Origin of the sequence: Actinopolymorpha sp. B17G11 (assembly GCF_040196095.1) — a bacterium.
Lineage (GTDB): Bacteria > Actinomycetota > Actinomycetes > Propionibacteriales > Actinopolymorphaceae > Thermasporomyces.
The window spans coordinates 86,396-104,035 of sequence record NZ_JBEFTW010000011.1 but is presented as its reverse complement, the minus strand read 5'-3'; the positions used below and the strand labels follow the sequence as shown (position 1 = coordinate 104,035).

Here is a 17,640-nt window from a genome sequence, read left to right as displayed (position 1 = left end):
CCGGTACGCCGGTGGTGAGCGATCCGACAGCGACGGTATCCCGTCCGGCGTTCGGGGTGGCCACACCGCGGCGGTGGGTCGGAGGGCCCGGCGAGCCTGCCACGGCTGGGGCCCGCAGCGCGGCGCCTGTGTTACGTGCTTCAGGTGGCGTACTGCGGGCGCCCGATGGGCCGGTAGACCTGGAGCGTTACGCCCTTCGGCGTGGCCCGCGAGTCGACCAGGTCAAGCGCTGTGTCCGGGCCGGCATCGGGGAACAGCCGCGTCCCCTGGCCGACGACCACGGGACAGGTGAGCAGGATGATCTCGTCGACCAGCTGGTGGTCGAATAGCCAGCGGACCAGGCTGCCGCTGCCGTGCACCTGCAGCTCACCGGCCGGTTTGGCTTTCAGCTCGCGGACTGCGGCCGCGACATCACCGGGCCCGCCTGACGAAGTCCTGCTAGGTCGCTGGCGCTGTGCCAGTTGCACGGGCGGCGGGCACCCGGGGGACGCGCAGTTCCCACTCGGTCCCCTCCCCCGCCGCACTCCGCGATGTAGCCGTCCCGCCGAGCTCCGCCAGCCGTCCGACGATGGAACGACTCACACCCATCCGCCCATCGGCCGCCGCCGCCTCGAGCCGGCCGGGCTGGATCCCCGGCCCGTCGTCGCGGACGCTCACGACCACGCCGTGCTCGTCGTCCTCGAGCAGCAGGTAGGTGCGCGCTCCCGCCGCGTGCTGGTGAACGTTGTCGAGGGCCGCCTTGACCGCGGCGACCAGCTCCCGGGCGACCTCCGAGGGCACGAGCACCGGTTCGGCAGGAGCGGCGACCGACACATTCGTGGCGGCGAACCCGGCGAGCTCCCGGGCCAGGTCGACCTGGCCGTGAGTGGCGGTCCCGAGCGGTTCGCTTCCACCCCGGATGAGGCTCCGCAACCGCTCCTCCTGCTCGCCGGCGGCCCGGCCAAGCTCCGCCGCCTCACCGCCGATCGCGAGTCCGCGCCGCTGGACGTAGGCGAGCACCTGCAGGACCCCGTCATGAACCGCGCGGGCGAGGCGTTCACGCTCCGCGGTTCTCGCGGCCAGCTCCGTCGCCCGGGCTCGCTCCGTGGCTGCCTGGCGGACCAACGCGGACGTGTAGCCCACGACGAGGGCGGCCAGCAGCAGCAGGAACAGGTTGCCCAACGTGGAGTCGTTGATGACCGCCCGCGTCGACAGGTCGGCCGGGACGATCACCAGACCGGCAAGGACACCGCCCACCCAGCCCCGATGGATCGCCCATGCCAGGACCGGGGCCGTCACCCAGTACGTCGGGACGGTGAAGTCGTGCTGCTCCAGCATCTGCTCGCTCAGGATGTACGGCGTCGTGAGCAGCGCACCCACGGCCACCGCGAGGTCGGCGGACAGGACCTGCCACCGGCGCCTGCTCGGCGCGTCATAGGCCCAGCTGATGAGCAGGGTCCACGCGGCCATCACGCTCAGGACGAACCACACCGCCATCGGGTGCGCCAGCTCCGGCCAGCGCAGCAGGTTGACCGCCAGCGCCTGCGCGAGAAAGACGAACCTCAGGACCGCGAGGCCCTTCCACAACGACGCCGCCGGGTCAGGCCCCTCCGCGGGGTGAGCCACCCTCAGCTCGCCTTGCGTACGTCGGTCCCCGCACCCCGCTCGGCCCCGTCGTCGGTCGGTCCGGTGTCTGCGGACCGCCGCCTGCTCAGGGCCAGCTCGTCCTTGGCGCGCTGGGCGTAGACGTCGACGTACTCCTGGCCGGACAGCTCCATGAGCTCGTACATGATCTCGTCGGTCACCGAACGCAGGACGAAGCGGTCGTCTTCCATGCCTTCGTACCGGCTGAAGTCGAGTGGTTTGCCGATCCGTACGCCGGGTCGCATGATCTTGGGCAGCGCCTTGCCGGGCGGCTGCATCGTGTCGGTGCCGATCATGGCGACGGGGAGGACAGGCGCGCCGGAGGCGAGGGCGAGGCGGGCGACACCGGTCTTGCCCTTGTAGAGCCGCCCGTCGGGCGATCGGGTTCCCTCGGGGTAGATCCCGAAGATCTCGCCGCGCTGGAGGATCCGCAGGCCGGCGTCGAGGGCGAGTTGGCTGGCCCGGCCGCCGGTGCGGTCCATCGGCACCTGGCCGATGCCGCGGAAGAACAGTGCCGTCAGCCGGCCCTTGATGCCCACGCCGGTGAAGTACTCGATCTTCGCCGGGAACGTGATCCGCCGGGTCACCACCAGCGGGAGGAACACCGAGTCGACGAAGGACAGGTGGTTGCTCGCGAAGATGGCTGGACCTTCGCGAGGAACGTTCTCCAGACCTTCGACCCACGGCCGGTAGATGGTCTTCAGCAACGGTCCGAGGGCGAAGACCTTGAGGAACCAGTAGAACAAGTTCTCTCCTTCGTCTCCTGTTCGGCACCTTAGGCCGCTGCAGATCTCAGGGCAACGCCCGGTGGGTCACGGCGCGAATGTGGCTCAACGGATATTCTCGCAAGTCCCCAGCGTCGCGCGACTTCCCGAGGAGCACGCACCGTGCGAGTGCAGTCCCACGCCGAGCCGTTGTACGCCGGAACCGGCCGGACCGGCGCCCTGCTCTGCCATGGTTTCACCGGCTCTCCGCACTCGATGCGGCCCTGGGGCACCTATCTCGCCGAGCACGGCATGCGCGTCGCCGCGCCCCGTCTGCCGGGGCACGGCACGACGTGGCAGGACCTCAACCGCACCGGATGGCAGGACTGGTACGCCTGCGTCGAGCGGGAGTTCGTCCGACTCGCCGACGAATGCGACACGCTGATCGTCGGCGGCCAGTCCATGGGTGCGTGCCTCACGCTCCGCCTGGCGCAGGTCCACGGTGACCGGATCGCGGGCGTCGTGCTCGTCAATCCGGCCCTGGGCAGCCGCGACATCCGGCTCCGGTCGCTTCCGCTGTTGCACCGGTTCGTCGCGTCGCTGCCCGCGATCGGACATGACATCCACAAGCCGGGCGCCCATGAGGGCGCCTACGACCGCACACCGCTGTCGGCACTGCACTCGCTCACCCAGCTGTGGCGTCTGGTCGCCGCCGAACTGCCGGCGGTGACCCAGCCGCTGCTGGTCTTCCGGTCTCTGCAGGACCATGTGCTCGACGGCTCCAGCATGCGCTTGTTACGAGCACGTGTCGGCTCGCGGGAGATCGAGGAACACAGCCTGGCCGACAGCTACCATGTCGCCACGCTCGACTATGACGCGCCGACGATCTACGCCGAGACGTGGGCATTCGTCGAGCGGCTGTGCCGGTCCCTTGGCAGGCCTGTCCCGGGTTGGGCCTGAGCGAGGGTCAGTGCCGTCCTGGTCGCCGGGTCTTGCAAGTTCGCGGGAGGCTCCGATGCGTGACAACGGTCTGCAGGCCGCCTCGTACGTCGCGATCGCCGACCTCGACCCGAGCGTCGCCGACCGCATGCTCGACGTTCTCGGCACCGCTCAGGTCGCCGCCTACACCGAGCCGTGCCCACCGGTGCTCGGCCCCTGTCTGGAGATCCGGCTGCCCGCGGTCCCGTGCGACCGGCTCTTTGTCGACAAGGAGGCCGAGGACCAGGCGCGGGCCCTGCTGGCCGACCAGCTGCCTCGACAGGTGAGCGGAGGAGGCGAGGACACCGAACCTGCTCAGGGCCAGGCGACGCTCGACGAGGACGAGGCCTGGGCAGCCATCATCGCGGGCTATGACGCGACGGCACCCGACGCCGTCCCGCGATGGCCGGTCCAGGAGGATGACAACGCCGCCGAGCATCGGACCACGGAGAGTGCTCCCCCGCCTGGAGGGGAAACGACGACGGAAACGTCCGTCGAAACCCCGGCTGGCAGTGCGGAGCGTGGACACGCTTCGTCCGCAGCCGACGAGGAGCGCTTTGTGCCGCCGCCACCGCCGCCGCTCCCCCGGGTCGAGATGGTGACGAAACTTGCGTGGGTGGCGTTCCTCGGTGGACCTGTGCTGCTGTTGTTGGCGACAGTGGCCGGCAGTTACGCACCGAGCTGGTTCGTCGTCGTGGGCGTGGTCTGCTTCATCACCGGCTTCCTGACTCTCGTCGTACGGATGAAGGGCGGTCCGCCGGACGACGAGGACGGCGCCATCGTGTGATGCTGCCGGGGAGCACCGGTTGGCGCGGGCAGCCCGCAGACCACCTCGTGCACAGCCGTCGCGGCGACCGAAGCCGGCCGGTCCGTACGCCACCACAACGCCACCTCCCGTTGGCAGTGCGCGTCGGCGATGGGGACCAGGCGTGCTCCGTCGAGGTTCGATGTCGTCATCGCGAGGGAGTTGGTCACGCCGATCCCGAGTCCGCGTCGGACGAGGGCGATCAGGGTCTGGGGCTGGTTGCTCCGGAAGACGACATGCGGTGAGAGCCCGGCCTGTTCGAAGACGAGATTGGTCTCGAACTGCGAGCTCGCCTGTTCCTCGCCCTCGCCGATCGTGATCAACGGCATGCCGGCGAGTGCGTCGAGTTCCACACCGTCCTGGCCGGCGAGCGGATGGCGGCTCCCGACGACCGCGACGAGCGGCTCCTGCCACAGCGTCTTGTGCGCGAGCTTCTCCGTCGACACCGGAGGGAGCACCGGACGGATGGCCAGGTCCGCCTCTCCGGTCAGAACCAGCTCGCTCAACGCCATGGTCGGACCCTCGCGCAGGACCAGCTTCACGTGGGGATGCAGCCGGCGCAGCTCCACGAGCAGCTCGGGCAGCAGATAGGCCGCCGCACTGGGATAGATCGCCAGGCGTACCTCTCCGCGGGCGGTCCCGTCGGAGGCCGCGCCGTCGCAGAGTTCCTGGACGTGCGCGAGAACCGCCTTGGCGTGCGGCAGGATTGCCCGCCCCTCCGGCGTGAGGACGGCAGGGTGGACCGACCGGTCGAACAGTCGTACGCCGAGGGCGCGTTCGAGTTCGGCGACGTGGATGCTGATCCGCGGCTGGGAACGGTAGAGCGCGGCGGCCGCGGCGGAGAAGCCGCCGTACTGCGCGACCGCGACAAAACTCGTGATCCAGTCCAACCTGAACCGGTAGACCTGACTCAGGTCCATTGGCGGTGCCTCCTCACGGCTCAGGCACCGCTCGCGGGCGTGGGCGCCTACCGGATGAACTGCTCCACGAAGTCTGCACCCAGTCCGACCTTGGCGTAATGGGCCCGGCAGAGTTCGATCTTGGTCCAGACGTCCTCGTAGCCGATCTGGCGCCCGTCGGCGTCGAGGTAGATCATCGCTCCGGTGATGTTGAAAAATGTCACCATTTCCGAACAGTCCTCGGGCACCGTGAGCGTGTGGATCTCGCCGGGCGGCTCGTAGACGAAGTGACCCGCCTCAGCCACCCAGGGGTGCTCGTAGTAGTGCCACTTTCCCTTGATCACGTAGCCGTAGACGGCGGCGGGATGGCGGTGTCGCGACACGACGCCCGACCGGGTGACGCGCAGCAGGTTGCACCACTGCCCGACGACGGTGTTGAACATCAGCGGGCGGAACCACACGTCCTTCTCCTGCTCGACCCAGATCCGGTCGTCGTCGGGCATCGCGGCGATCGCGATCTCCTGCAGGACGCCTTCGGACTCGGTGACCTTGCCGAACACGATGTCGGCGGAGTCGGCGGAGTTGGCTGGCTGGCGCTGGCGTTCTGTCATGGGTGACCTCCAGAGTCTTCTACGCGGCGAGGTATCCACCGTCGACGGGTACGACGGCGCCGGTGACGAACGCCGCACCCGGCGAGGCGAGGAACGCCACGACCTGGGCGACCTCGGCGGGCGTTCCCCAACGACGCAAGGGGGTACGGTCGAGGATGCGCCGCTCGGCCTCGGGATCGGAGCGGATCTCGGCGGTGAGGTCGGTCCGGATCCAGCCGGGAGCGACCGCGTTGACCCGGATACCGTCCTCGGCGTACGCGACGGCAAGTGACTTGGTGAGCTGCACGACTCCCCCTTTGCTCGCGGTGTACGCAGGTACCAGCGGCCCGCCGAAGTAGCTCAACATCGAGGCGACGTTGATGATGCTGCCCTGCGACCCGGCGAGCAGGGACCGGGCCGCGACGCATGCGCGCATCGTCCCCGTCAGGTTGATGTCGATGACCTGGGAGAAGACTTCGGGCTGGAACTCCAGGCGACGCCGGATGATGCCCGCGCAGTTGACGAGCACGTCAAGGCGCGCTTGACGGGCTATCAGGTCCTCGAGTTGGCCGTCCTTCGCCAGGTCGATCTCCTCCACCATGATGGCCGTCGATTCCGGTGGCGGAGCCTTGGTGGGAAGGCCGGCGGCGATGACGTGAGCTCCAAGTCCGCCGAAGTGTTCGGCGACCGCCGCCCCGATGCCGCCTGTGCCGCCGACGACGAGGACATGCTGCTCAGCCATCGGGCAGCTCGTTCGTCCGCGCGAGGGAGGCGAACCACGCCGCGCTCGACTTCGGGATCCGCTCCTGGGTCTCGTTGTCGAGGTAGACGAGGCCAAACCGCTTGCTGAATCCCCATGACCACTCGAAGTTGTCGGTGAGGGTCCACACGAAGTAGCCGCGCAGGTCGACACCCTCGGCGATCGCCTGTGCGCCGGCCCGTAGGTGCGCGTCGATGTAGGCGATCCGGTCCGGGTCGTCCACCCTGCCGTCCGCGTCGATCGTGTCGCGGGCCGCCATGCCGTTCTCGGTGACGTAGATCGGCAACCCCGGATAGTCGTGGTGCAGTCTGACCAGGAGGCGACGCAGTCCGTCGGGCTCGACCTCCCACCCCATGTCCGTCACCGGGAAGCCCTGCGGGACCGCTTCCACGTCGTCGCAGCCGATCCACGCCCGGCCGTCGGCGGCCTGGGAGGCACCACCGCGGACGTAGTTCGGGTTGTAGTAGTTGACCCCGAGGAAGTCCACGGGCGCCGCGATGGCCTGCTCGTCGCCGGACTGGATGTGGTCGGTGTCGGTGATCTTCGCTACGTCGTCGAGGACATCGGCGGGATAGCTTCCGCGCAGCACCGGGTCGAGGAAGAACCGGTTGTTGATCCCATCGACCCGCCGGGCCGCGTCGGTGTCCACCGGGCTGTCGCTGACCGGAGTGACCGGCCAGAGATTCAGGGTGATCCCGATCTGCTGGTCGGCCGCTCCCGCCGCGCGCATGCCGGAGACCGCGAGGCCGTGCCCGAGCAGCAGGTGGTGCGCGGCGTGCAGGGCCTTGCGTTCGTCCTGGACTCCTGGGGCGTGCTGGCCGTTGCCGTAGCCGAGGAACGCCGAACACCAGGGTTCGTTCAGGGTCGTCCAACTCGCTACGCGGTCCTTCAGTCGTTCGTACGCCGCGACCGCGTAGTCGGCGAAGCGGTACGCCGTGTCGCGCGACGGCCAGCCGCCCTCGTCCTCCAACGCCTGCGGGAGATCCCAGTGGTAGAGGGTCACCCAGGGCTGGATCCCCCTCTCCTGCAGCGCGTCGACGAGGCGGGCGTAGAAGTCGATCCCCGCCTGGTTGAGTGGCCCCACGCCCGTCGGCTGGATCCGGGGCCACGCCAGGGAGAAGCGGTAGTGCGTCACGCCCAGGTCCGCCATCAGCGCGATGTCCTCGGCGTAGCGGTGATAGTGGTCGCAGGCGACGTCACCGTTGCGGCCGTCCGCGATGCGTCCAGGCGTGTGCGTGAAGGTGTCCCAGATCGACGGCGCCCGGCCGTCCTCGGCCACCGCGCCCTCGATCTGGTAACTCGCGGTGGCGACACCCCACGCGAACCCGTCCGGCAGTTTCGGCACCGTCATCCCCTCCCTCGACCAGCCGTACCCGTGTCTGGTCCGTTCGACAGCAGGTCGTGGAGTTCCCGCCACAGCTCGTCCGGGATCGGCCAGTTGGCCCAGGCGACCGTCTGGTCGACACGTTCGGGTTGGGAGACGCCCACCACCGTGGACGCGATCCGCGGCTCCCGCAGGGAGAACTGCAACGCCGCGGCGCCGAGCGGTACGTCATGGGCCGTGCAGCGGTCCTGCATCGTCCGGATCCGGTTCAGGATGGCGTCATCCGCCTCGCGGTAGGCGTACTTCGCGACGGCTTCCGGACCCTTGGCCAGGATGCCGCCGCCGAACGGCGCGGCGTTCACCACGGCGACGCCGGCGGCCGCGGCCTGGTCGAGCAATGGTCCGGCGGACTGGTCGACCAGCGTGTAGCGGTTGTGGGTGAGGACAACCTCGAACAGGCCGGTCCCGACGAAGCGGCTCAGCAGGTCGATCGGCCCGCCCGCGACGCCCAGGTGTGCGGCGACACCCGCCTTCCGCAGCTCGACCAGTGCCTCGACGGGGCCACCCGGCGCCATCGCGGCGTCGTAGCCGATCACCTCCGGATCGTGGAGGTAGAGCAGCTGGAAGCTGTCGATACCGAGGCGTTCGCGGCTCTGCTCCGCACAGCGGTGCACCTGTGCGCCGGAGTAGTCCCTGGTCTCGGGGTCCGGGTCGACCTTTGTCGCGAGGACGTACCCGTCCGGGAGGCCGCCGTTCGCCCGGAGGGCGGCACCCACCCGGCGCTCGCTCTCGCCGTCGGAGTAGCCCGCGGACGTGTCGAGGAAGTTGACCGGGCTGTCCAGGGCGCGACGGACGGTCGCGACTCCCTGGTCGGCGGTCACGTCGTAGCCGAAGATCCGCTCCATCCCGCCCAGCACACCGCAACCGAGGCAGACCGGCGTGACCTCCAGGCCCGTGCCGCCGAGCGGGCGGAGCGGCAGCCGACCAGAGTTGTTCTCGCTCATGCGACCCTTTCGATCAGTACGTCACCGGGTCCGAGCAGGGACCCAGCCTCCACCCCCGCGGCCGCGGCCACGCCGACCCGCCGGATTCCGAGCCGGTTGTCCGCCCCTGTCCCTTCGACGAGGGCGTCGCCCTCGCGGCGGTGGGTGGCCACACCGTAGGTGAAGACCTCCAGTGTCCCGGCTCCGGCCCGCAGGTTGGTGATGAGGAAACCACGTTCGTCGTCGGGCCTGACCAGCTGTCCGACGACCCCGAAGCCGAGCTGGTCGCGGTAGACGTCGAGCGCCTCGTCGAGATCGGGCACGGTCACGGCCACGTGGTCGAAGCGTGGCGTGCCCTCCCAGTGCTGGTAGGCCGCGACCTCCTCCGCGACGAGTCCTTCCGACCAGACGTTGTTGTGTTGCACATGGCCCTGGACGAACTCCAGGTAGGCGCCGTCGGGATCGAAGAAGAACGCGATCCGCACACCACCGAACGCATCGAACGGCTTGACCGCCAACTCCACTCCCGCAGCGGCGAGAGTGGCGACCGCGGCGTCGATGTCGCGCACCTTCAGACCGAAGTGCCGGATGCCGCGTTGCAGGTCGTCACGCTCCCAGCTGGTCGGCCGCGCGTCCGCTCCAAGCTCCACGAGCTTCACCCGGCCGGCGTGGGGAGCATCACCGGAACCCAGCCACCGGACACGCCGGCCGTGATCGTCCTCGCTCAGTGTGCCGGTGGCAAGGCCCAGCAACCCGGCGTAGAACTCCTCAGACCGGCCGAGTTCGGTGACCCCGATCTCGACGTAGGACAATCCTGGCATTCGATTCCTCCCAGCTTTCGATGGCGCCCGCGTCTCACCAGATTCGGGGTGCGACGGTATGCCGCCTCAGGTCTTCAGCGCGCCCATCGTGAGCCCCTCCACGAACCGGCGTTGCATGCGTACGTACACGATGACGATCGGCAGGACGGAGATCACCAACGCGGCCGTCAGCACCGACCAGTTGGTGGAGTACTGCCCCTGCATCGCGAACAGCACCGGCTGCAACGGCAGCAACTCCGGTGTCTGCAGCAACGTGTTGGCGAGGATGAACTCGTTCCAGGTGAACATGAACTGGAAGATCACCAGGGTCGCGACGCCAGGTCCGATCAACGGCGCCATCACACTCCAGAAGATGCGGAACTCACCTGCACCGTCGACCCGCGCGCTGTCGCGGAGCTCACGCGGCAACGTCTCGAAGAAGGCCCGCATCAGGAACATCGCGAACGGGAGGTTGATGCGTGCCGTATGCAGCGGACCTGCGGGACATCAGAACCTCCTCGGCGTCAGGAGGGACTATTGATCGTCGAGCGCGAGACCGTCAAGCGAACGCGGACAATATTCGGCACGCAGATATCGTCTATATCGCAGGGGTTTTCGAGCCGCGCCCGACTCAGCCAGGTAGGTCGACGACCGCGACGACCGGCAGGTGGTCGGTCGCGCGGACGAGCTGATACCGCAGATCGGCCTTCGTGGGCACGCCGTAGTCGGCGACGTCCGCACCCGGACCCACGAAGATCGCGTCGATGCGCGTGCGTGGTCCCGCCGCCGGAAACGTCGGGGCGTGCGGGTCGAGCTCTCCCACCGAAGGGCCACCATCTCCGGGTTCGACCGACGTCGCCGGATCGTGCATGCCGGCCGCCGCGAACTCCCGCCAACTCGGTCCACCCACCGGCTCGTTCAGGTCGCCGCCCAGCACGATCGGAAGGTCGCGGCGGACCCGCAGCACCCCGAGGACCTCGCGGACGTCGCGCCGCCGGCCGAGGCTGGACAGTCCGAGGTGGATGCCGACCGCGGCGAACCGGACCTTCTCGAGGCCGAGGGTTGCCGCCACGACGCCGCGGATGGGTTCGCGGGCGCGCTGCGGGATCCGCAGCTCCTCGACCGCGTGGACGTCGATCCGCGAGCTGACCAGCAGGAGGTTACCGCCGGCCGTACGACCGCCCGCCGCGTAGAGCAGGCCGCACTCCCTGGCGAGTGCCGCACACCTCGGCCGCCACCGTAGCCGGCTCGGCGCCTCCTGGATGAGGGCGACGTCCGGCCGGACCTGGCGGACGATCGTGTGCAGCGCTGCCCGGTCGTCGCGCAGGCCTCGCACGTTGTAACTGAGGACCTTGATCTGCGGCACGGACGAAACGTTAACCGTTAGAGCAGGCCCGCGTCGTGGACCAGGATGGCCGCCTGCACCCGGTTGGTGAGGTCGAGCTTCGCCAGGCATCGGCTGACGTGGGTCTTCACAGTCGCCTCACTCATCGCGAGCTCCCGGCCGATCTCCGCGTTGGACAACCCTCGGGCGACGGCACGCGCCACCTCCTGCTCCCGTTCGGTCAGGACGGCGAGCCGCTTCCGCGCGGTCTCGGCCTGTGAAGGGCCCTTGTCGGCAAAGGAACTGATGAGTCGCCGGGTGACCGTGGGCGCGAGCATGGCGTTGCCGGCGACGACGGTACGGACGGCTGCGGCGAGGTCGCGCGGGGGCGTGTCCTTGAGCAGGAACCCGACCGCGCCGGCCTTCAGCGCGGCGTGGACGTACTCGTCGAGGTCGAACGTGGTGAGCATGATGATCCTGGCCGGATCCGGCGACCTCGCGATCTCCGCCGCCGCGCTGAGGCCGTCCATGCCGGGCATGCGTACGTCCATGAGTACGACGTCCGGCCGGTGCCGTGCGGTCGCCGCCACCGCCTCGGTACCGTCGCGCGCCTCCGCGACCACCACGATGTCGCTGGTGGCCTCGAGGATCATCCGCAGCCCGGACCGCACGAGTACCTCGTCGTCGACGACCAGGACGCGGATCATGGCCTCTCCCCCACGCTGTCATCCTTTGGCGCATGCTCCCCCTGCGGGAGCGCGGGAAGTTCCGCGGTCACAGCGAACCCGCCGTCGGGCTGCGGTCCGGCGACCAGATAGCCGCCGAGTAGCTGCACGCGCTCACGCAGGCCGGTCAGCCCGTAGCCGCCGCCCGGCAGCGCCTTGTCCGCGCCGGGAGGTGGCGCGTCGTTGCGTACGACCAGTCGCAGGCCGCCGGCCGCATAGGTGAGGACGACCTCGGTCGCGGCGCCGCCGGCGTGTTTGTGGACATTGGTCAGGGCTTCCTGCACGACGCGGTAGGCCGTGCCCTGCACCATGATCGGCACCGGACCTGGTGCGCCCTCGTCGCGCCGACTCACCGGGACACCGGCGGACCGCGACTCGTCGAGCAGCGTGTCGAGATCGTCGAGCGTCGGTTGCGGTGTGAGCGCGTACGCGTCGAACGCGCCCGCGTCGGGACTGCTCTGACCGGTCATGGGCGCGTGCGAGCCCTGCGTGCCGGACACCCACTCGACCGACGACGGGTTCGATCGGAGGACTCCGAGAACATCTCGCAGGTTGGCGAGGGCGTCGCGGCCCGTCGTACGGATCAGAGCAGCCGCCTGCGCCGTGCGCTGGTCCGGTGCGTTGACCTCCAGCGCGCCCGCGTGCAGGACCATCAGCGAGACGCGGTGCGCCACGACGTCGTGCATGTCCCGCGCGATGCGCGAGCGTTCCTCGGCCCTCGCCTGGTCCGAACGCGCCGCCTGCTCGCGCTCGAGTCGTTCGGCCCGGTCCTGCAGGCCGGCGAGCACCTCCCGCCTGGCCCGGACCCACAGACCGGCGACCAGACCCAGGCCCATGAACAGCAGGATCGCCGCCTGGTTCGTCAACCCCTCGGCGCGTTCGGCGCCACCGAGGTCGAGCCCGAGGCCGAGCGGGAGGACGAACGACACGATGAGGATCGTGCTGCCGATCGCGGCGTAGGCGATGAGTTCTTTGCGCCGGCGCAGGCTGGTTCCGGCGTAGTACGACGCGACGAACGGAGCCGGCCAGAGCGCCAGCAGGAGCATGCTGGCCGCCCCGGTGACGAACAACGGCCAGCGCCGGCGGCGGCCCATCCAGGCAGCCACACCGGACGAAACCGCCACAACCAGGATCAACGGTTCGGTCCAGTCCCGAACCGACCCAGCCGACATGAAGGCGACCAGCGCACCGACCAGCCAGGGTGCCGACCGGTCGAAGGTGCGGCTCGCCCAGCCAAGCGCGCGTTCGCCGACGACTGGCGCGATCCGACCGTGGTCCACCCGCTGAGAGTAGGCGAGGGCGGGCGGTGTGGCGTACATCCTTCGTCGGAGCGCCCCCCTCGAAAGGAGGGGGCCTTCCGGGCACTCTTGCCCGACGCCATCCCGGTCATTCAAGGCGAGGGTGACGTCCATGAGCGCACCCATCCTGGACGTCGTCCACGACGCCATGAACTCGCCGTGGATCTACCTGGCCGTCTTCGTGCTCGCGACTCTCGACGGGTTCCTCCCGGCGTTTCCGAGTGAGAGCGTCGTCATCGCGGCGGGCGCGTTCGCCGCTGCGGGTGCGCCGAACCTCTGGTTCCTCATCGTGATCGCGGCGCTTGGCGCGTTTGCCGGCGACCACATGTCGTACCTGCTCGGGCGGGTGGCGGGCGGCCCGTTGCTCGCCCGTACACGGCCGGGCAGCCGGCGACGGCGGGCTTTCGGTTGGGCATCGGCGGCGCTCCACCGGCGCGGCGGGCTGGTCCTCGTCGTCGCTCGGTACGTACCAGGCGGTCGGACGGCCACGACCCTCACGATGGGCACGGTGGGATTCCCGCTGCGTACGTTCTCCCGTTTCGACGCGGTGGCCGCCGTGTCCTGGGCCACGTACTCGGCGTGCGTCGGCTACCTGGGCGGCCTGGCGTTCGAGAGGGAGCCGATCAAGGGAGTGCTGCTCGGACTCGGGCTGGCGATCAGCGTCACGGTCGTCGTGGAAGCGGCGCGCCACCTCGTGTCCCACCGAGCTCGGCGGGTGACACTCGCGCGGCAGCGGAAGACCCTTGTCGCCGTTCGACAGGGCGGCGTGCCGGAGGGCGGCGTGCCGACGGCGGACGGTGCAGCCCAGTGATCCGACCAGGGCGGCTCGGGACTGTTTCGTGACTCGTTGAAGCCAGTGGTCGATGACGCCGCCCCCCCCCCCCCCCCCCGGCGGCGACCCCGCGCGGGAGGGCGACCCTGTGGCTCACCGTGCGTTAGCGTTCCTGGCGTGATTGTCGGGAGGGACGCGGAGCTGTCGCGGATCGATCGGCTGGTGGCTGACGCGAAGGACGGCCGGAGCCGTTCGTTGGTGGTGCGCGGCGAAGCCGGGATCGGCAAGACGGCGCTGCTCGATCACGCGGCCCGGGTGGCCAGCGGCATGCGGGTGCTGCGGGTGGTGGGGATCGAGTCGGAGACCGAGGTCGCCTTCGCCGCCCTGCAGGTGCTGTTCGCCGGCGATGCGGACAGGATCGACGCGATTCCGCAGACCCAGGCCGACTGCCTCCGCGTGGCATTCGGCACCAGCGGCGAGCCCGTTGACCGAGGGTTACCCGGGGCGGCGACGCTGTCGTTGTTGTCGGAGCTCGCCGGTGATGGGCCGTTGCTGTGCCTGCTGGACGACGTGCAGTGGTTCGATCAGCCGTCTCTGGACGCGTTGCTGTTCGCGGTCCGACGGCTCCAGGCGGACCCGATCGCGACGATCTTCGCCATCCGCGACGGCGAGCGCCCGTTCCACGCGCCCGGCATCGAGAGCCTGCCCCTCGACCGGCTCGAGCAGGCCGACGCCGCGCGCCTGGCGTCGACGGTCCGGCCCGTGCGGAGCGAGATGGTGAAGCGGATCCTGGACGAGTCCGGCGGCAACCCTCTGGCGATCATCGAACTGACCACGAATGTCGACGCTGCGGGCTGGCCGGCTCCGGTTGCTCCGCTTCCGGCAACGGGCCGGTTGCAGACGCACTTCGGCCGGCAGGTGCGTGACCTCGGCCCACGCACGCGGTCGGCGTTGCTGCTGGCCGCGGCCGATCACGGATCAGACCTGGCGACGCTGATGACGGCTGCTGGCCAGCTCGGCCTCGAGGCGGCGGACTTCGAACCCGCTGAACGTCGTCGCCTGGTGCAGGTGGCGGCGGGTGGGGTCGCGTTCAGGCATCCGCTGATCAGGGCGGCGGCGTATCAGGAAGGGTCCTTCGCCGCGCGTCTTGCTGCGCACGGGGCGTTGGCGGCCGTTCTGTCGGACCCGCGGGACGCGGATCGACGGGCGTGGCATCGCGCGTTGGCCGCGAGCGGGGCGGATGAGAGCGTGGCGGCGGAGCTGGAGCGGGTGGCGGACCGTGCCGCGGGCCGGGGTGGGCCGTCGACGGCGGTGCGGGCGTTGGAGCGGGCCGCGCAGCTGTCGAGCGCCCCTGGCGAACGGGGTCGGCGCTTGGTGGCCGCCGCTCGCGCTGCGTACGACGCGGGCCAGGGCGACCGTGCCGTCGAGTTGGCCGAGGACGGGGTCGCTCTCACGGACGAGCCGCGCGAGGTGGCGGAGGCGGGGCGGATCCGCGCCCAGGTCGCCTACGAGCGCACCTCCCCCGCCGACGCCGCGCGCCTTGCCGTCGATGCCGCGACGCCAGTCCTGACGACAGAACCCGACCAGGCGGTCGCGGTGCTGACGGAGGCGATGTGGTGCGCACGCGACGCGGCCGATGCCGAGCTGGTGGGCCTTTGTGCAGAACGGCTCGCCCAGGTCCGTGGCGGTTCCGCGGTGCTCGTCGACGGCCTGGTCGGCATGAGCCGGCTGCTGCGTGGCGACGTGGCGGGCGCCGTGGACCCGATGCGTGCCATGGTCGAGTCGGCCGGCCAGCGCGAGGACACGCCCACGCTGGAGCGGTTGACGGCCGGTTTCATGGCTCTGCTCATCGGAGCCGACGGCCGCGCGGCTGCGATGCTCGGCCGACACGTGGAGGAGCTGCGGCGTCAGGGGGCGATGGGATGGCTGCCGTACACGCTGGAGTTGCTGGGGACGACCCAGCTGGCCACCGGGCGACTGCGCGAAGCGGACGCGAGCCTTGTCGAGGCGGTGACGCTCGCCGACGAGTTCGGGCAGCAGCTACAGGTCGTCGTGCTCACGTCGATGTCGGCATGGCTCGCGGCGGTTCGGGGCGACGCCGCCACGGCTGAGCGCCACGCCGCGCGGGTGCTGAGCGACAACCGTCACCATGGGATCGCCGCCGCGCAGGCGGAGTGGGCGCTCGCCGTGGTCGATCTCACCACAGGGAACGCACATTCCGCTCTCGACAGGCTGGACGGCGTCTGCGGCGGGCTGCCCGGCCGAGACGTCATGGTGCGCGCGGTCCCCGACCACGTCGAGGCGGCCGTTCGGGCTGGTGACAGCGGGCGGGCGCGGACGTACCTGCCCCAGCTCACCGAGTGGGCGACGCACACCGACCGCCCGGTCGCGAGAGGGCTGATGCTCCGATGCCAGGCGCTCCTCGCCGATGGCGCCGACACGGAGGGTGCGTTCCGGGAGTCGCTGGACGTCGATGGGTGCGGACCGTATGACCGGGCGCGTACGCGATTTGCATATGGCGGATGGCTGCGGCGGCGCAGGCGTCCGAAAGCTGCGAGGGAGCAACTCGTCCGTGCACACCACGAGTTCGAAGAGATCGGCGCGCACGGGTGGGATCGGCTCGTGCGGGCCGAACTCGTCGCCCTGGGCGATGACGTGCCGGACCACTCGCCCGCGACCGACGCAGGCCAGCTGACGCCGCAGGAGCTGCAGGTCGCCCGTCGGGCCGCGCGCGGCATGAGCAACCGCGAGATCGCGGCGGAGTTGTTCCTGAGCCCACGCACCGTCGGCTACCACCTGTACAAGGCGTACCCCAAGTTGGGTGTCAGACGACGCGGCGAACTCGCCCACCTCGACCTGTGACCGCTCACGCCGTCGACGCAGCTCAGCACCAGTCATGTGACAGATGCCGGCCCTCCCGTGGCGCTCGTAGCGTCCCTGACAACGACGACTTGACTGGGACGAAAGGAAAGATCATGAGCAAGACGATCATGGGTTGCGCGGCGGTGTCGGCCGACGGCTACATCGCTTACGGCGATGGCCAGATCGGGTCCTTGTTCGACTGGATGTCGGGTGGCGATGTCGAATGGAAATGGTCCGAATCCGACGAGCACGCGATGCGCAGCACACAGGCGTCCAAGGACTTCATGCAGTCCGTCTACACCAACATCGGCGCGGTCATCCTGGGGCGGAACACGTTCGATCAGACGAACGGCTGGAATGGCGTACCGGCAGCGGGTGAACACGTCTTCGTCGTTACACATGAGGCGCCGACGGATTGGGAGTACGCGGACACCGCACCGTTCACGTTCGTCACCGACGGAGTCGAATCCGCGATCAAGCAGGCACGCGAGTTCTGCGGCGACCGGATCGTCGACGTCGCCGCTGGTCAGATCGGCGGGCAGGCACTGCGGCTCGGCCTGATCGACCAGATCGTGATGAACGTCGTGCCCGTCGTCTTCGGTGGCGGAAGGCCGTTCTTCGGCGCCATGGAACCCAGCGACAACGTCACGCTCGGCAACCCGTCCCGCGTGGCCCAGGGCAACCGTGTCACCCACCTGCTCTACGACGTCGAACACTGAATCATGGACCCAACGAACCCGCAGGACGCCACACCATCAGGGAGATGACCGTGCGCACCTTGCTCGTCGGACTCCGCGTCACCGACCTGGATCGCTCTCGCGCGTTCTACCAGGCACTCGGTTACAACGTCGTCGGAACCGTTCCCGACACCCCGTTCGGCAGCCTGACCATGCTCCAGCTGCCGGACGACCCGTTCGTCACCGTCGAGCTCGCCCACGATCCCGCCCGGCCGGTCACCGAGACCGGCGGCCTCAACCACCTCGCCATCCACACGGCCGACCTGCACGCCACCATCGCCACCCTGGCCGCCCACGGCATCCAGACCGATCCAGCGCGGCCCACCGCAGGTCCCGATGATCCGCTGGTCACCATGGTGCGCGACCCCGACGGCTACCTGATCGAGCTCGTCCAATGGCCGGAGGGACACGCCGACGGACTCACCGCCGACGACTTCAAGAGCGAGTGACCACCGC

At 69.8% G+C, this 17,640-nt stretch carries 19 protein-coding genes; 6 read left to right on the top strand and 13 right to left on the bottom strand.

What is annotated here, in order from left to right:
- Nucleotides 1-140: 140 nt before the first annotated feature.
- The 3 genes from ABN028_RS14145 to ABN028_RS14135 are packed head-to-tail and all read right to left on the bottom strand — an operon-like array spanning nt 141 to nt 2,369.
- The gene (locus ABN028_RS14145) at nt 141-467 is read right to left on the bottom strand and encodes a dihydrofolate reductase family protein (protein ID WP_349696903.1); all 327 of its coding nucleotides are present in this window, start codon (nt 465-467) and stop codon (nt 141-143) included.
- Nucleotides 439-1,605, bottom strand: a complete 1,167-nt coding sequence (macS, locus tag ABN028_RS14140; protein ID WP_349696902.1) for a MacS family sensor histidine kinase — start codon at nt 1,603-1,605, stop codon at nt 439-441. The genes ABN028_RS14145 and macS overlap by 29 nt, the downstream gene beginning before the upstream one ends.
- Before the next feature lie 2 nt (nt 1,606-1,607).
- Complete coding sequence (locus ABN028_RS14135) at nt 1,608-2,369, bottom strand: lysophospholipid acyltransferase family protein (RefSeq protein WP_349327913.1); 762 nt, start codon at nt 2,367-2,369, stop codon at nt 1,608-1,610.
- Between the two features lie 141 nt (nt 2,370-2,510).
- Here ABN028_RS14135 and ABN028_RS14130 point away from each other — a divergent pair, with 141 nt between their 5' ends.
- The gene (locus ABN028_RS14130; protein WP_349696901.1) at nt 2,511-3,287 is read left to right on the top strand and encodes an alpha/beta hydrolase; all 777 of its coding nucleotides are present in this window, start codon (nt 2,511-2,513) and stop codon (nt 3,285-3,287) included.
- 55 nt (nt 3,288-3,342) lie between these two features.
- Nucleotides 3,343-4,092, top strand: coding sequence for a hypothetical protein (locus ABN028_RS14125; RefSeq protein ID WP_349327911.1), 750 nt, complete (start codon nt 3,343-3,345; stop codon nt 4,090-4,092).
- Here the strand turns inward: ABN028_RS14125 and ABN028_RS14120 are convergent.
- From ABN028_RS14120 to ABN028_RS14075, 10 genes are all read right to left on the bottom strand, one after another.
- A complete protein-coding gene (locus ABN028_RS14120) occupies nt 3,975-5,030 on the bottom strand; it encodes a LysR family transcriptional regulator (RefSeq protein ID WP_349327910.1) in 1,056 nt (351 codons plus the stop codon). The two genes, ABN028_RS14125 and ABN028_RS14120, sit on opposite strands and share 118 nt — an antisense overlap.
- Nucleotides 5,031-5,077: 47 nt before the next feature.
- Entirely contained in the window at nt 5,078-5,620 is a 543-nt protein-coding gene (locus ABN028_RS14115) for a 2,4'-dihydroxyacetophenone dioxygenase family protein (protein ID WP_349327909.1), read from the bottom strand.
- A 19-nt stretch (nt 5,621-5,639) separates the two neighbouring features.
- Entirely contained in the window at nt 5,640-6,341 is a 702-nt protein-coding gene (locus tag ABN028_RS14110) for an SDR family NAD(P)-dependent oxidoreductase (protein ID WP_349327908.1), read from the bottom strand.
- Nucleotides 6,334-7,710 carry a GH1 family beta-glucosidase gene (locus ABN028_RS14105; RefSeq protein WP_349696900.1) on the bottom strand — a complete coding sequence of 459 codons (1,377 nt, stop codon included), beginning with the start codon at nt 7,708-7,710 and terminating at the stop codon, nt 6,334-6,336. Before ABN028_RS14105 ends, ABN028_RS14110 begins: the two co-directional genes overlap by 8 nt.
- Nucleotides 7,707-8,687, bottom strand: coding sequence for an aldo/keto reductase (locus ABN028_RS14100; RefSeq protein WP_349696899.1), 981 nt, complete (start codon nt 8,685-8,687; stop codon nt 7,707-7,709). Before ABN028_RS14100 ends, ABN028_RS14105 begins: the two co-directional genes overlap by 4 nt.
- Nucleotides 8,684-9,487, bottom strand: a complete 804-nt coding sequence (locus ABN028_RS14095) for a VOC family protein (protein WP_349696898.1) — start codon at nt 9,485-9,487, stop codon at nt 8,684-8,686. Before ABN028_RS14095 ends, ABN028_RS14100 begins: the two co-directional genes overlap by 4 nt.
- A gap of 66 nt (nt 9,488-9,553) precedes the next feature.
- Nucleotides 9,554-9,925: a carbohydrate ABC transporter permease gene (locus ABN028_RS14090; protein WP_349327904.1), complete on the bottom strand. Its 372-nt coding sequence runs from the start codon at nt 9,923-9,925 to the stop codon at nt 9,554-9,556.
- 172 nt (nt 9,926-10,097) lie between these two features.
- Nucleotides 10,098-10,832, bottom strand: coding sequence for an endonuclease/exonuclease/phosphatase family protein (locus tag ABN028_RS14085; protein WP_349327903.1), 735 nt, complete (start codon nt 10,830-10,832; stop codon nt 10,098-10,100).
- 17 nt (nt 10,833-10,849) lie between these two features.
- Entirely contained in the window at nt 10,850-11,497 is a 648-nt protein-coding gene (locus ABN028_RS14080) for a response regulator (RefSeq protein ID WP_349696897.1), read from the bottom strand.
- A complete protein-coding gene (locus ABN028_RS14075; RefSeq protein WP_349696896.1) occupies nt 11,494-12,795 on the bottom strand; it encodes a sensor histidine kinase in 1,302 nt (433 codons plus the stop codon). The genes ABN028_RS14080 and ABN028_RS14075 overlap by 4 nt, the downstream gene beginning before the upstream one ends.
- 130 nt (nt 12,796-12,925) lie before the next feature.
- Between ABN028_RS14075 and ABN028_RS14070 the strand changes: the two genes are divergently transcribed.
- From ABN028_RS14070 to ABN028_RS14055, 4 genes are all read left to right on the top strand, one after another.
- Nucleotides 12,926-13,624 (top strand): DedA family protein, encoded by a 699-nt coding sequence (locus ABN028_RS14070; RefSeq protein WP_349696895.1) that lies wholly within the window; start codon nt 12,926-12,928, stop codon nt 13,622-13,624.
- A 138-nt stretch (nt 13,625-13,762) separates the two neighbouring features.
- A complete protein-coding gene (locus ABN028_RS14065; RefSeq protein ID WP_349696894.1) occupies nt 13,763-16,447 on the top strand; it encodes an ATP-binding protein in 2,685 nt (894 codons plus the stop codon).
- 113 nt (nt 16,448-16,560) lie between these two features.
- Nucleotides 16,561-17,166, top strand: a complete 606-nt coding sequence (locus ABN028_RS14060) for a dihydrofolate reductase family protein (protein WP_349696893.1) — start codon at nt 16,561-16,563, stop codon at nt 17,164-17,166.
- 44 nt (nt 17,167-17,210) lie between these two features.
- Nucleotides 17,211-17,633 (top strand): VOC family protein, encoded by a 423-nt coding sequence (locus ABN028_RS14055; RefSeq protein WP_349327897.1) that lies wholly within the window; start codon nt 17,211-17,213, stop codon nt 17,631-17,633.
- The last annotated feature ends 7 nt before the right edge of the window (nt 17,634-17,640 follow it).